Origin of the sequence: Bacillus sp. 3G2 (genome assembly GCF_044324725.1) — a bacterium.
In the GTDB taxonomy this organism is placed as follows: domain Bacteria; phylum Bacillota; class Bacilli; order Bacillales; family Bacillaceae_G; genus Bacillus_A; species Bacillus_A mobilis.
In genome coordinates, this window is the sequence record NZ_CP172246.1 from 4,575,827 (window position 1) to 4,590,007 (window position 14,181).

General features: G+C 34.2%; 13 protein-coding genes. 9 read left to right on the forward strand and 4 right to left on the reverse strand.

The features are described from left to right. The first annotated feature begins 305 nt into the window (after positions 1 to 305). Positions 306 to 1,178 (forward strand): AraC family transcriptional regulator, encoded by an 873-nt coding sequence (locus tag ACHZK0_RS23600; RefSeq protein ID WP_270341343.1) that lies wholly within the window; start codon positions 306 to 308, stop codon positions 1,176 to 1,178. A 42-nt stretch (positions 1,179 to 1,220) separates the two neighbouring features. On the opposite strand, the gene ACHZK0_RS23605 is transcribed toward ACHZK0_RS23600, so the two are convergent. Together ACHZK0_RS23605 and ACHZK0_RS23610 are read right to left on the reverse strand one after the other, a co-directional pair. Then, positions 1,221 to 1,856, reverse strand: a complete 636-nt coding sequence (locus ACHZK0_RS23605; RefSeq protein WP_029440261.1) for an SdpI family protein — start codon at positions 1,854 to 1,856, stop codon at positions 1,221 to 1,223. Then, positions 1,853 to 2,125, reverse strand: coding sequence for an autorepressor SdpR family transcription factor (locus ACHZK0_RS23610; protein WP_001070529.1), 273 nt, complete (start codon positions 2,123 to 2,125; stop codon positions 1,853 to 1,855). The genes ACHZK0_RS23605 and ACHZK0_RS23610 overlap by 4 nt, the downstream gene beginning before the upstream one ends. Before the next feature lie 208 nt (positions 2,126 to 2,333). Between ACHZK0_RS23610 and ACHZK0_RS23615 the strand changes: the two genes are divergently transcribed. From ACHZK0_RS23615 to ACHZK0_RS23640, 6 genes are all read left to right on the forward strand, one after another. Further along, a complete protein-coding gene (locus ACHZK0_RS23615; protein ID WP_000276736.1) occupies positions 2,334 to 3,029 on the forward strand; it encodes a response regulator transcription factor in 696 nt (231 codons plus the stop codon). A gap of 2 nt (positions 3,030 to 3,031) precedes the next feature. Continuing rightward, on the forward strand, positions 3,032 to 4,054 hold the full coding sequence (locus ACHZK0_RS23620; RefSeq protein WP_395760942.1) for a sensor histidine kinase: 1,023 nt from the start codon (positions 3,032 to 3,034) through the stop codon (positions 4,052 to 4,054). Positions 4,055 to 4,148: 94 nt separating this feature from the next. Further along, a complete protein-coding gene (locus ACHZK0_RS23625; protein WP_395760943.1) occupies positions 4,149 to 6,119 on the forward strand; it encodes an FtsX-like permease family protein in 1,971 nt (656 codons plus the stop codon). Between the two features lie 80 nt (positions 6,120 to 6,199). Then, positions 6,200 to 8,155, forward strand: a complete 1,956-nt coding sequence (locus tag ACHZK0_RS23630; protein WP_270341334.1) for an ABC transporter permease — start codon at positions 6,200 to 6,202, stop codon at positions 8,153 to 8,155. A gap of 19 nt (positions 8,156 to 8,174) precedes the next feature. After that, entirely contained in the window at positions 8,175 to 8,927 is a 753-nt protein-coding gene (locus ACHZK0_RS23635) for an ABC transporter ATP-binding protein (RefSeq protein WP_000393250.1), read from the forward strand. Further along, complete coding sequence (locus ACHZK0_RS23640; protein ID WP_395760944.1) at positions 8,924 to 10,903, forward strand: FtsX-like permease family protein; 1,980 nt, start codon at positions 8,924 to 8,926, stop codon at positions 10,901 to 10,903. Before ACHZK0_RS23635 ends, ACHZK0_RS23640 begins: the two co-directional genes overlap by 4 nt. Before the next feature lie 50 nt (positions 10,904 to 10,953). Here ACHZK0_RS23640 and ACHZK0_RS23645 read toward each other — a convergent pair whose 3' ends face one another. Beyond that, complete coding sequence (locus tag ACHZK0_RS23645; protein ID WP_001290392.1) at positions 10,954 to 11,145, reverse strand: YjcZ family sporulation protein; 192 nt, start codon at positions 11,143 to 11,145, stop codon at positions 10,954 to 10,956. A gap of 276 nt (positions 11,146 to 11,421) precedes the next feature. Between ACHZK0_RS23645 and ACHZK0_RS23650 the strand changes: the two genes are divergently transcribed. Together ACHZK0_RS23650 and ACHZK0_RS23655 are read left to right on the forward strand one after the other, a co-directional pair. Continuing rightward, the gene (locus ACHZK0_RS23650) at positions 11,422 to 12,015 is read left to right on the forward strand and encodes a TetR/AcrR family transcriptional regulator (RefSeq protein WP_375808509.1); all 594 of its coding nucleotides are present in this window, start codon (positions 11,422 to 11,424) and stop codon (positions 12,013 to 12,015) included. Between the two features lie 46 nt (positions 12,016 to 12,061). Beyond that, on the forward strand, positions 12,062 to 12,733 hold the full coding sequence (locus ACHZK0_RS23655; RefSeq protein ID WP_375808511.1) for a hypothetical protein: 672 nt from the start codon (positions 12,062 to 12,064) through the stop codon (positions 12,731 to 12,733). Between the two features lie 85 nt (positions 12,734 to 12,818). On the opposite strand, the gene gntP is transcribed toward ACHZK0_RS23655, so the two are convergent. Further along, the gene (gene gntP, locus ACHZK0_RS23660; RefSeq protein ID WP_395760945.1) at positions 12,819 to 14,144 is read right to left on the reverse strand and encodes a gluconate permease GntP; all 1,326 of its coding nucleotides are present in this window, start codon (positions 14,142 to 14,144) and stop codon (positions 12,819 to 12,821) included. Positions 14,145 to 14,181 lie beyond the last annotated feature (37 nt).

Consider the following 14,181-nt stretch of genomic DNA (forward strand, 5'->3'; position numbering starts at 1 on the left):
TCGACATCCCTCATTTCTTCTATTCTCTATTTTCAACTATATACACTCTCTACTCTTGCCACTATCGATGTTTCTTACACAAACATGACAGTTATGTAAGGCCGGTAAGCAAAGAAATCAAAATTTAACCTACTGAACGAAAGTACTTTGTTACTATAACATTGGGATATCATGCCATCCATTCATTCTCCTTACAGGAACATTACAATTTTGTAAGGTTACAAATGTCCCCTACAAAGTTGTGCATGAAATGTCGGATGGACTTATTTTTTTCCTGCTATTCTATTTAACAAGGAGGTCATCGTATGGATTCACTTAAAAATATGAATGCAGCAATGCAGTATATTGAAAACAACCTAACAGATGAAATTGATTTTAAAAAAGTCGCAAAAATAGCGTACTGCTCTGAATATCATTTCAAAAGAATGTTTTCTTTTCTAGCTGGCATATCCCTATCAGAATATATTCGCTGTAGACGTCTTACTCTTGCTGCTTTTGAACTAAAAGTTAGCGATGCAAAAGTCATTGATGTCGCTATAAAATATGGATACAACTCACCAGATTCGTTTGCACGTGCCTTTCAAAACTTGCACGGCATAACACCTTCAGAGGCCCGAAATAGTAGTCATTCTTTGAAAGCTTATTCACCAATGACCTTCCAGTTATCGATTCAAGGAGGAAATGAAATGAACTATCGAATTGAAGAAAAAGAGCCATTTCGAATTATAGGTATTACAAAACGCGTACCAATCGTTTTTAACGGTGTAAATGAAGAAATTGCTTCTATGTGGAAAAGTTTAAATCCAGAGTCCATTGAAATGTTAAAGTCACTTTCAAACATGGAACCGAATGGAATCATTAGTGCTTCTACTAACTTTTCTGAAGGAAGAATGGAGGAAAAAGGCGAACTCGATCACTATATTGGCGTAGCTAGGGCGGCAGATTGCCCAGAGCAATTCGCACAACTTGAAGTCGCAGCTTCAACGTGGGCTATATTTGAAGCTGTCGGACCATTTCCTGATGCATTACAAAATGTATGGGGACGTATTTATTCTGAATGGTTTCCTTCTTCCAATTATGAACTAGCGGAAGGGCCGGAAATATTGTGGAATGAGCAGAAAGATATATCTTCTCCAAATTTTAAAAGTGAAATTTGGATACCTGTTTTGAAGAAATAAAGAATAAAGCTGCTCTTCCTGAAAAGGAAAAGCAGCTTTATTTTACATTTTTAGTTCTTTTTTATAAGCGACATAGGAATATCCCATCGTTAATCCTACTGCACCAATAATAATTCCAACCATTATGAAAGATTTCCACGTTACTGGTACAAAAACACTTAAAATCATAATAATTCCTAATACAACAAACACCTTTCCGCTAAAACGGTGCGTTTTTCTCCATACTTCTTCGTTGCTTAACGTCCACGGTGTTTTTATACCTACAAAGTAATTTGGTTTACATTGTGGTAAATAGTTTCCGATGACTATAAATAAAAGACCAACAAGAATAAGCGGTGTACTATTCATTGGAATGTCATAGCCTAACCCCACTCCAATTACAAGCATATTAACTAAAAATAATAATACTACTACGCTATAGTTTATTATCATATAACCTTTAGAAAACTTATCATAATTCTTTTTCTTAGGATCAATCTTTGGGGTAATTGTTAATAAAACGTAAGTAAAAATCATAATCCCAAGTAGCAACAACATTGCATTAAATTTGGAAGCATAACCATTTACACCTTCCATTCCCCAATGAACTGCCATTGTATCAGGCAAATTCGGCCATGCATATGCCCAAGCTAAACCAGTTATAAGAATCAATATAATTGCGACAAGATGCTTTTTCATTTCCCCTCTTCCCCCTTATTCGTAAACGTAAACACCCAAGTTAATAAATCTTGAAAGACAGTTGTGTTTAAAGAGTACATAACGAATTGGCCTTTTTTTTCATCTTGAATAAGTTCAGCATTTTTAAGTGCGCTTAAGTGGTGTGAAATACTTGGTTTTGTCATATTGAAATGTTCAGCAATTTCTCCAGCGGTTAGATCGCCTTCTTTTAATAAGTCTAAAATTTTTCGCCTTGTTGGATCTGCTAACGCTTTGAATGCTTGATTCAATGTCTTTCTTCCTTTCACTAATTAGACATTTAGATATTTATCTAAATGTTAAAATGATTTCAGTTAATTGTCAATTATATACGAAGCCCTTTTTACTTTCTCCGCTTTTGACCTATACTGTTTACTAGCTTATCTTTCAACTTAATGAAAAGACTTGAAACACATGATACACTATATCTACAATTGTTTTTTTAGGAGGAATATACATATGTATAAAATTTTAATCGTTGAAGACGATCCAAATATTTCATCATTACTACAATCTCACATTCAAAAATATGGCTATGAAGCTGTTGTTGCAGAGAATTTCGATGATATTATGGAATCGTTTAACGCTGTGAAACCACATCTTGTTTTACTTGATGTAAACTTACCGAAATTCGATGGGTTCTACTGGTGCCGCCAAATCCGTCATGAATCTACTTGTCCAATTATTTTCATTTCAGCTCGTGCTGGTGAGATGGAACAAATTATGGCGATTGAGAGCGGTGCGGATGATTATATTACAAAACCGTTCCACTACGACGTTGTAATGGCGAAAATTAAAGGACAATTACGCCGTATTTACGGTGATTATGCGCCAAATATTTCTGAACGTATCGTTGAAGTAGAAGGACTAAAATTATTCCCAGAGCGTCCAGAAATTCATTTCGGAGCTGAGCAAGTTCTTTTAACGAAAAAAGAGGCGATTTTAGCAGAAATGTTATTATCTAAATTCCCTCGTACAGCGAGCCGTGAAGATTTACTAGCTGCCCTATGGGATGACGAAAGCTTCGTTGAAGAAAATACATTAAACGTAAACATTACGCGTCTTCGTAAAAAGTTCAATGAGCTTGGTATTGAAAATGCTATTGAAACAGTACGTGGACTTGGGTATCGTTTTAACGCAACTTGGAGTGAATAAGCATGAAGCTATTTTTACGTGATCATTTTGCATTTTTTCTACTATACGTATTAAACTTCGGTATCATCTTCGTTCTTTATGATGCAGTAGATGGATTTCAAAATAATAAATTTTACTTCGTCGTTTTAAGTTTATATTTATTCATTTGTTTCCTCGCTTATCGTTACGTTCGCAATCGTAGAATGTACCATAGATTAAGTGAGCAACCAGAAAAAATGGAAGATGCGTTTATTGAAAGAGCAACTGCTCCGATGCCTCACGGTGTAAATGAACTCGTGCGTACACAGTACCGTCTCTTCCAAAAAGAACTACAATCGTATGAAGTAAAACAACAAGAACATCAATTATTCATTAACCACTGGGTACATCAAATGAAGACACCTGTATCTGTTATGCAGCTTATGGTACTCGAAATGGAAGATGAACATTTAATTCCGAAATTCAAAAAAGAATTAGAACGATTAAATCAAGGACTCGATATGGCTTTATATATGGCAAGGCTGAATAACTTCCATGAAGATTTCCATGTTGAGACGATTTCATTAAAAGATGCGGTAACAAAAAATATTAATGGATTAAAAGAACTATTCATTCGAAACGGGGTCTTCCCTGTTTTAGAAGTTCATTCCGATTTAAAGGTTGCTTCTGATGCGAAATGGTTAAAGTTCATTATTTATCAGTTAATGACAAATGCAGTTCGTTACTCTGGTGAGCGCGGAAAGAAAGTATTCTTATCTGCTTACCGAAACGGAAAAGATATTATTTTAGAAGTTCGCGATGAAGGTGTTGGTATTCCTCAAGAAGATATTCGAAGAGTATTTGAACCGTTTTACACGGGGAAAAATGGTCGTGCATTCGGAGAATCTACTGGTATGGGATTGTATATTGTAAGTAAAATTTGTGATTATTTAGGTCACTCTGTCAAACTAGAATCTGAAGTTGGTAAAGGAACGACGATTAAAATCATCTTCCACAACGCTGCAAATAATCAAGCAGAACATGCGGAGAAGGTGACTGAATCATGACCCTAACATATGCAAGCAAAATGTATGAGAACGCACTCTCATACATTTTTTGCAATAAAACTACATATTTGCCTTCTAGTGGGAGGTACATATTATGACATTTTGGCAGTTTGCATTTAAAAACGTCACGCGCAATTCAAGAGCCTATTTTGCTTACTTTGTAAGTAGTTCTTTTTCCATTGCTGTTTTCTTTTCGTTTGCAGTTTACTTATTTCATCCGAAATTACAAAACTTCAATATGGGCTCTGAAATTTCAGGATTAATGATATTTTCAGAAGTAGTAATTGTATTTTTCTCTTTCTTCTTTTTACTATATTCCATTGGTACCTTTTTAAAAGTTCGAAAAAAGCAATTCGGCGTTTTAACCGTTCTAGGAATATCGAGAAAACAATTACATCGTCTCGTTTTTATGGAAAATATGTTAATTGGGATTTTATCTATCTTTTTTGGTATGCAGTTTGGACTTGTCTTCTCGCAGTTTTTCTTATTAGTAACAGCAAAAATTACACATCTACCAGGGATATATTTATATATCCCTACGAATGCTTTCATTTTAACAATGATTGTGTTTCTTGGTCTCTTTATCGCTGTATCTTCATTTACACCTATGCTAATTCGTACGAAAAAGACGGTAAACCTTTTAAAAACTAATGGTAGGAAACAAAAGGAAAGAAAACCATCCATATTTATCTCTCTGTTTGGTGCTATCTGTTTATTAAGTGGTTATATTTTAGCTGGAAATCCTAAATATTTCTTCTCAATAAACTCGCAAGTAGGCGTTATATATATGGTTTCAAGTATTTTCGTGATTCCAACGCTCGTTTCAATCGGAACATATTTTTTCTTTTCTCAAATTAGTTTCTTACTTATTTATATTTTAAAGAAAAGAAGAAAGTTTTATATGAAACGGATTAATATGCTGTGGATTTCGGATTTAGCAAGCCGCATCCGAACGAATATTAATATGTTGTTTATTGTAGCGATGCTATCTACAGTTGCTTTCACAATGATTACGTTCCTATATGGAGTCGGGAAGTTTACAAAGCTAGAGGTTACGCGAAGTTCACCTTTTCCATTCTCTTATTTTTCTTATGACGCAAATCCTTTTGTGAACGATCATTTAAATTGGCTTGAACAACAATTAAAAAAAGAGAATTTCTCTTATAAGAAAATAAAGGCTGATTTATATGAAACACCACTGAAAGAAGACGAAGGTATAACAGCTTATAATGACATATATGCAATAAAACAAAGTGACTATAATAAACTCGCAGCTTCCCTGCGAATGAAACAACTATTCATGAACGAAAATGAAGCATATGTCTTAACAGGTAACGCTTATATAACCTTATTCAGCGAATTTGAGCCAAGCTACAATAGAAAGTCTATTACACTTTCTAGCACAAATACGCAATTACAAGTAAAAGGCTATGAACAAGCAGGGGCCATTCCATCTAACTTTTCATACCAAACTTTAATTTTACCTGACGCTGTTGTAAACACCTTACCAAATACAACAAAGCACGTAACAGCGTACAATTATAACGTACAAAATTGGGAAAAGACTTATGAAATTGCTGATGATTTTATGAAAAAAATACAAAGAGATCGACAGGAATTCCAATACGAAGGCCCTCTTATACGCTCCTATGAATCAGCAGGTTCATTATACAGAATCACATCTGGTAGTGCTGCATACTTTCTAATCGGAACATTTTTAGGTGTTATTTTCTTCATTGGAGCCGGTAGCGTTCTTTACTTTAGAATGTATACAGACTTAACAAACGAACACGAAAAATATATAACCATTTCTAAAATCGGTGTGACAGATAAAGAGATGAAACGATCTGCTACTATTCAGCTTAGCATTTTATTTTTCATTCCATATGTTATGGCATCCATTCATACAATGTTTGCAACAAAAATGCTCCAAGATGTAATTGATCTATCACTATTCAAAGAAATTTCAGCTGTTCTTATTATTTTTGGCGTAGTTGAAATCGTCTTTTTCTTATTCATTCGTTCTTTTTACATGCAAAAGTTATCAGAGTATACGAATGGTTAAATTTTATGAATGTATTTAATAGGGGAAAAGGGTATCTCTTATATCCTTTTCGTCTTCATCCTACTAGGAGGTCTAGGTGAATGACATTTTGGCAGTTTGCATTTAAAAACGTCACAAGGAACGCCAGAGCTTATTTCGCCTATTTTGTAAGCAGTGCGTTCTCTATCGCAATTTTTTTCTCATTTGCAGTTTATTTATTTCATCCGAAATTGCATATGACAGACGTTAATTATGCTCTGAACATACTAATGACAATTTCAGAGGTTGTCATTGTGTTCTTTTCATTTTTCTTTTTACTATATTCGATCGGTACTTTCTTAAAAGTACGAAAAAAACAGTTCGGGATTTTAACTGTACTTGGTATATCTCAAAAACAACTAAAACGACTTATTTTTTTAGAAAACATGTTAATCGGTATTCTTTCTATATTTTTTGGTATTCAATTAGGACTTGTCTTTTCACAGTTCTTTTTATTAGTTACCGCAAAAATTACGCATGTACCAGGTCTATATTTATATTGGCCTACAGGTGCTATCATTTTAACAATAGTAATCTTTCTCGGTCTCTTTATTCTCGTATCGTCTTTTACACCGATGCTCATTCGTACAAGAAAAGCGGTACGACTTTTAAAAGAAGGAAAACAGCAAAAAGAAAGAAAAGCATCCGTGCTCATCTCTCTATTCGGTGCGACATGCTTAATAACTGGATATGTATTAGCAGCCAATCCACTGTATTTTATGTCGTTAGGTGACATCATTGGGCTTTTATATGCCGTCTCTAGTATATTTGTCATTCCATCGCTTATTTCAGCTGGGACATATTTTTTCTTTTCACAGATTAGCTTCTTACTCATTCGTATATTAAAGACGCGAAGAAAGTTTTATATGAAACGAATTAATATGCTTTGGATTTCTGATTTAGCAGCGCGTATTCGGACAAACATTAACATGCTCTTTATTGTAGCGATGCTATCGACGCTCGCTTTTACAATGATTACCTTCTTATATGGGTTCGGGAAGTTTACAAAGTTTGATGAAATTAGGAAAAACCCTTTCCCGTTTACATATTTATCTCATACTGAAAATACGTTAGCGGATGAACATTTAAACTGGTTAGAGCAAAAATTTAATGAAGAGCACTTTACTTATACAAAATTTAAAACGGATATATATGAAGTATCTTCAGCTGAAGATAACACGCAGCTCTATTATGCCATTAAACAAAGTGACTATAATGTACTTGCTAAGGCTTTAAATTTGGAAACGCTCACGGTAAATAAGAATGAATCTTATATTCTTATGACAGACTTAGATGATCAAGTTATTGGAACGCTTCATAATAAAGACAAAAAAAATACTCTTACACTTACTCAAAACAATTTACAACTACAAGTGAAAGAATATAAAAGTTATAATCCATTCCCAAATCGCTTAATATACCAATTGCTCATACTATCTGATGAAAATGTAGAAGCATTATCCACCATTTCAAAACAAATGAGTGTATATAGCTTTAAAGTATACGATTGGGAAAAAGCACATAACATCGGTTCGGCATTTACAACAAAAATTTATAATGAAAGTGAAGCGATCAAAGCAGAGCATCCTCCTTTCCACGCAAGTGAAGCGAGTGATTCTCTATATAAAGCAAAACTAAATGTCGCTTCGTTCTTCTTAATTGGTACTTTCCTAGGAGTTATTTTCTTTATCGGTGCTGGCAGTGTTCTTTACTTCCGAATGTATACAGATTTAACAAATGAGCAAGAAAAGTATGTAACGATTACAAAAATTGGTTTAACAGAAGCCGAAATGAAACGATCTGCTACAATTCAACTTGCTATTTTATTCTTTGTTCCATACATTACGGCATCGATTCATACGATGTTTGCGACAAAGATGCTACAAGAAATTTTACATCTCTCGTTCTTCGCTGAGATTACAGTCGTACTGATGATTTTTGGAACAGTTGAAATTTTATTTTTCCTTTTAATTCGTTCCTTCTATATGCAAAAATTATCACAACACATTAAGTTTTAAAATTAGAAAGGTGATTATTATGGAAGAAGTTTTACACATAAAAAACGTCTCAAAAGTGTATGAAGGAAAAGTTCCTCATACTGCTTTAAAAAATATAAATTTACATGTAGATAAAGGTGAATTTGTCGCTATCATGGGACCATCTGGTAGTGGTAAATCTACATTTTTAAACGTTATCTCGACAATTGATTCACCTACTTCTGGTGATGTCGTGATTAACGGAAAAAAACCACACACATTTCGTAGAGAGAAGTTAGCTATTTTCCGCCGACAAGAGTTAGGATTTGTTTTCCAAAACTTTAACCTACTAGATACACTAACAATCGGTGAAAATATCGTACTACCTTTAACATTAGATAATGTTCCTTTAAAAGAAATGGATGAAAAGCTTGATAACATTTCAAAAAAGCTTGGAATTGATCATATTTTAGACAAGCGTATCTTTGAAGTGTCAGGAGGACAAGCACAGCGTACCGCAGTAGCACGTGCTGTTATTCATCATCCTTCCCTTCTACTTGCCGATGAACCGACAGGAAACTTAGATTCAAAAGCGGCAATTGACGTAATGGAGCTATTTACGAAATTAAACAAAGAAGAAGATGCAACGATTTTAATGGTTACGCACGATCCGTTTGCAGCAAGTTATTGTAACCGCGTCATTTTCATTAAAGATGGCGAACTTTACAATGAACTACACCGCGGGCTATACCGAGAGAAATTTTATCAAGAAATATTAGATGTTCTAGCATTATTAGGAGGAAGACGTGGATGACATTTTGGCAATTCGCATTTAAAAATGTCTCGCGTAATTCGAAAGCATATTTCGCTTATTTTGTAAGTAGTGCGTTCTCTATCATGGTTTTCTTTTCATTTACTGTATATGCGTATCATCCACGCTTACAAATTATGAATAAATTACAGGAACAAGATCCGCTCATGAACTTGGCTGGCATGGCACAGTTTGTTATCGTTTTGTTCTCGTTCTTCTTTCTCTTATATTCTATTGGGACGTTTTTAAATGTACGGAAACAACAATTTGGCGTTTTAACTGTTCTCGGTATATCTCAAAAACAATTAAAACGTCTTTTGTTTACTGAAAATATGATTATTGGAATACTAGCTATCTTTGCTGGTATTCAAGGCGGTCTTGTGTTCTCTAACTTTTTCTTACTCGTTACTTCTAAATTAACAAATGCAAAAGGTCTCTATTTATATTGGCCAACAGAAGCTATTATCGTAACAACAGTAACTTTTATTATTTTATTTTTCATCGTTTCTACATTTACACCGATGTTCATTCGTACTCGGAAAACAACACGATTAATTAAAAATAATAAAAATAAAAAAGATGAAAAAAGGCCATCTATACTCATTTCATTGTTTGCCTTAATTTGTTTAGGCCTGTGCTATTATATCGCTGGTTATCCGCAAGGCTACGTAACAGAAAAAAACGTACAAAATGGATCTGTATACCTTATCATGTTATCTATTTTACCGCTCGTAATAGTCGGAACATATTTATTCTTTTCACAGACGTTTCTCCTCTTTATCTTTATCTTAAAAAGGCGGAGAAAGTTTTATATGAAACAAATAAACATGTTATGGATTTCAGATTTAGCTAGCCGTACACGTAGTAATATTAATGTGCTCTTTATCGTTTCTATGTTGTCAGCACTTGCATTTACAATTATTACCGGGCTATTTGCTGCTAATAATAATACGAAAGTATCGATATTAGAACGATATCCTTTCCCCTTCACGTATACGTCCAAAGGTGAAAATCAATTGGAACAAAAACACATTGCTACAATTGAAACGGAGCTTACAAAGGCTAATTTTCAATACAATAAGCATAAGTTTACAGTATTACAAGATACAGCTTTAAAAGAAGACATTACTCTTATGAAAATGAGTGACTATAACACACTTGCGAAACAGTTAAAGAGGCCGGAAATAACCCTTGATTCTACACAAGTTTATATTATTTCTCGTTACTCGCCAGAACTCGTAAATCTTGTATCCAATCCATTTGCAAAACAAAATACAATTACACTGGGATCAAATAAAACGGAATTTCATATTAAAGGATTTATTAATAAAGGGATCTTACCAGCCTTTAAATTTCCGCATGTAATTGTTGTACAAGATTATGTATTTGATAATATGATTCCTCATATTGAAACGACCATAGTGTATAACTACTTCGTTGAGAATTGGGAAAATACAGTTGTTCCGACGAAAAATATGTTAAAACATATTCAGAAGGATACAGATATCTTCTATGAGGCATATAAAGATACAGAACTGGCTCCTTCTCCCCCGTTTGATATTGATACAGCTGCGGTTGATCTAAACTACAGTAAAGGGAATTCAATTGCCGCTTTCTTTATTTGGACATTTCTCGGCTTTATTTTCTTTATCGGGGCAGCTAGTGTTTTATATTTCCGTATGTATAATGACTTAACAACTGAAAAACAAAAGTACATTACGATTACAAAACTCGGCTTAACAGAATCGGAAATGTTTCGCTCTGCAACGATTCAATTAGGCATATTATTTTTCATTCCTTATATCGTTGCTGGTATTCATACAATATTTGCGATTCAGTTTTTACAAAGCATGTTCGCTTTTTCTTTACTAAAAGAGTTATTGATTATACTCACCTTATTCGGGATTATCGAGATTGTTTTCTTCTTCTTAATTCGTTCTCTGTACATTAATAAATTATCACAGCATATCAAAATATGAATAAAATGGCCTTGTGCGTATTGCACAAGGCCATTTTCAATAGTTTTTAATTAGCAGCAATATCCACCATAGCCGCCAGCATAACCGCCGTAACCACCATAGCCACAACCGCCGCCTCCGCCGAAGCAGCTAGCACCGATGATAATTAATAAAATAAACAATACGATTAGAAGCGCAAAACCGCCTCCGCAACCATGTCTGCGGTTACAATCATCATGTCTGTGTTCACACTTTTCGCTCATTACCCTATTCCTCCTTTAGTATCATTCATAACAAGTTCCTCTTGTTCTAAATGAGGGGATTCCATTTATAGTATGTTTTCAGGGCGAATAGGAAGCTTGGCTTACCTAAAAACGGGCTTGTTTTAGAAATTGGGCTGATCAATAGGCGAATTACCCTTATCAAGATGTAAGCATAAAGCATTTGACATACTTCTAATTCCTTACTAAAATTTAATTGAATGACCAATCAATTTTTTGATTACACATTCAAATTATAAAAATCAGGAGTTGAATAGCGTGACTGATTCTTTTATTGCAGAGGCTAGGCGTGAACAAATTATTCTTGCATGTATTGATACATTAGAAGAAGTTGGATATAACAACTTAAGCTTAACGAAGGTAGCAAAAAAAGCTAAGATTAGCACTGGGCTTATTTCTTATCATTTTAACGATAAGCTTTATCTTATGAATCGGACATTACAATTTTTAGTTGATAAACAACATGAATTTATTAGCAATCGAGTGCTATTAGCCCAATCTGAAATAAACAAACTAGAGGCTTTTATTGAAGCACATTTGGCTTATCAAGAAACTCATTACAAAAATAATATTGCCTTAATTGAGATTGTCTTTAATGCAAGAAATGAGGAGAATGTTCCTTATTACAGAATCGAAGATGACGAAGAAGATGATGCTCTTAGAACGATGTTATTAGATATTTTGAAGACTGGTCAACAAAATGGAGCGTTTTCTAACTCTTTCCGAATTGACACATTGGCTTCATTTATTTTAGGAGCAATCGAAGAAAGAATGCTAAAGGCGAATTCATCTATATCTATAGAAAATTACTCGGATGAGCTCATAAAAATGGTGAAGAAACTCACTGTTTAAATGCCCTGATTTTGAAAAATATATATTAAGAAAGGATGAACTACAAATGAAAAAGGTATCTGTCATTGGATTAGGTTTTTTAGAAAAGTTACTTGCTATAGTAAGTCCAATCCTTTTAGGCGTTATTGGATATTTTTCACCTAAATTAATAGAGATTATAAAAAATATTCCTCTCTTTTCTGATTCAAAAATTATAGAACTTTTAAATTTTATTAACCCCTTCTGGCTTACAATTATCCTCATGCTCATTGGTGTTATTGCAGGAATTTTATTTTCTTTAATTATTTATAGTGAAGCTTTAAAAATGAACATTACTTCGGAAAGCATTCACGTGAATAAGGACGATCAAAAGAAGGAAATTACCAGGTCAAATGTAAAAGCCGTTTTTGTAGATAAGCGTCAAGTGGTTATCATTGATCAAGAAGACCGCGAATGGTTACGTGAAACATCTGATATAAATCCACGTAAAATTAAAGATATTTTCTTGCTGCACGGCTTTCCATGGGTGGAACAAGATCCTTATAAACAAGACTATAGTCTATGGAAATTAGAGGATGAGCGATTTAGTAAAAATGTAAATACTATTTTATATGAAAGACGAAATGCCATTCGAGAAGGAAACTCGAAAAAAAAGAAGCATTTACGCAAAGATTTAAATGAGATAGGAGTCTTTGTCAAAGACGATGGAGAAGATCAGTATGTCCGTTCCATTAAGTAATAGAAAGCACAAAAAAACGAATAAAATCCACAGAGAAATTACATTTCCTCTGTGGGCTTTATTCGTTTAAATCGGCTCTTCTCTCCTAAATAAACATATTCAATAAAAGCGCAAAACCAAATGCAATAAATGATAACAATGTCTCCAGTACCGTCCACGTTTTAAATGTTTCTTTTACCGTCAAACCTAAATATTCTTTTACAAGCCAGAATCCTGCATCATTTACGTGAGAAAACATTAATGATCCCGCGCCCGTTGCAATAACGAGCAATTCTAAATTTACACCTGACATGTGCTGAATAACTGGTGAAACAATTCCTGCTGCTGTCGTTAATGCTACTGTCGCTGAACCTGTTGCAATTCGAATTAATCCAGCTACCATGAAAGCTAAGACGATTGGTGATAACGATATATGTTCTGCCATTTGTGCAATCGCTGTTCCAACGCCGCTTTCAATTAATATTTGCTTAAATCCACCGCCTGCACCGATTATTAAAATAATGGAACCGACCGGTAGTAAACTTTCGTCTGTTAATTTTTTAATGACCTTTTTATTAATTCCTTGTCTGATTCCAAGTAAATAAAATGCTGCGAAACATGAAATAAGTAAAGCAATTACTGGACTTCCTATGAAGACAAAAAATTCAGTTATCTTTTTCGGTAATGAAATATATGGTGCTACTACTGATAAAATCATTAATACAACTGGCAATAAAATAATAAAGAATGAAACTTTACGACTTGGTAAATCAGTTGATACAGTCGTAACTCGAACTAGCTCTGGTTCATTTTCAGGTATAACTCTTTTATGTACCCACTGTGCAAATATCGGTCCTGCAATAATGGCTGTTGGTAACGCGATAAGTAATGAATATAAAAGTACCTTTCCTAAGTTCGCGTTATAAATACCGATTGCTGTCATCGCCCCTGGATGTGGTGGTACGAGCCCATGTACGATAGATAATCCCGCAATAACAGGTAATGCGATTAATAATATGTTTTGCTTCGTCGTTTTTCGAATGGAAATAACAAGTGGTAATAAAATGACGATCCCCACTTCGAAAAATACCGGAATCCCTATAACAAAACCTGCAAATAACATAGCCCACGGTAGTTTCTTCACACCGAAAAATCGAATAAAGAAATCTGCCACTTGCATGCCGGCCCCTGAATCGGACATCATTTTCCCTAAAATGGTTCCGAGAGCTAAAATACCAACTAAATGCCCTAGTACACTACCAACACCAGTTTCATAGGCAGTCACTATTTTCGTTAAATTCAGTCCAGACATGATGGCTAAAAACAAACTCGCAACTGTTAAACTAATAAATGCATGCCATTTCCACCATGATACCCCTAAAATAACAATCGCGATTGCAAGTAACGTGACAATTAATAAGTATATATCCATCTCTCATTCCCCTTACTTTTCCCCCGTATTTGTGGAC

Coding starts and splice junctions, on each gene's coding strand:
- ACHZK0_RS23640 (WP_395760944.1), top strand. CDS start 8,924: ATGACATTTTGGCAATTCGCATTTAAAAATGTCTCGCGTAATTCGAAA.
- gntP (WP_395760945.1), bottom strand. CDS start 14,144: ATGGATATATACTTATTAATTGTCACGTTACTTGCAATCGCGATTGTT.
- ACHZK0_RS23620 (WP_395760942.1), top strand. CDS start 3,032: ATGAAGCTATTTTTACGTGATCATTTTGCATTTTTTCTACTATACGTA.
- ACHZK0_RS23600 (WP_270341343.1), top strand. CDS start 306: ATGGATTCACTTAAAAATATGAATGCAGCAATGCAGTATATTGAAAAC.
- ACHZK0_RS23645 (WP_001290392.1), bottom strand. CDS start 11,145: ATGAGCGAAAAGTGTGAACACAGACATGATGATTGTAACCGCAGACAT.
- ACHZK0_RS23635 (WP_000393250.1), top strand. CDS start 8,175: ATGGAAGAAGTTTTACACATAAAAAACGTCTCAAAAGTGTATGAAGGA.
- ACHZK0_RS23615 (WP_000276736.1), top strand. CDS start 2,334: ATGTATAAAATTTTAATCGTTGAAGACGATCCAAATATTTCATCATTA.
- ACHZK0_RS23625 (WP_395760943.1), top strand. CDS start 4,149: ATGACATTTTGGCAGTTTGCATTTAAAAACGTCACGCGCAATTCAAGA.
- ACHZK0_RS23655 (WP_375808511.1), top strand. CDS start 12,062: ATGAAAAAGGTATCTGTCATTGGATTAGGTTTTTTAGAAAAGTTACTT.
- ACHZK0_RS23605 (WP_029440261.1), bottom strand. CDS start 1,856: ATGAAAAAGCATCTTGTCGCAATTATATTGATTCTTATAACTGGTTTA.
- ACHZK0_RS23630 (WP_270341334.1), top strand. CDS start 6,200: ATGACATTTTGGCAGTTTGCATTTAAAAACGTCACAAGGAACGCCAGA.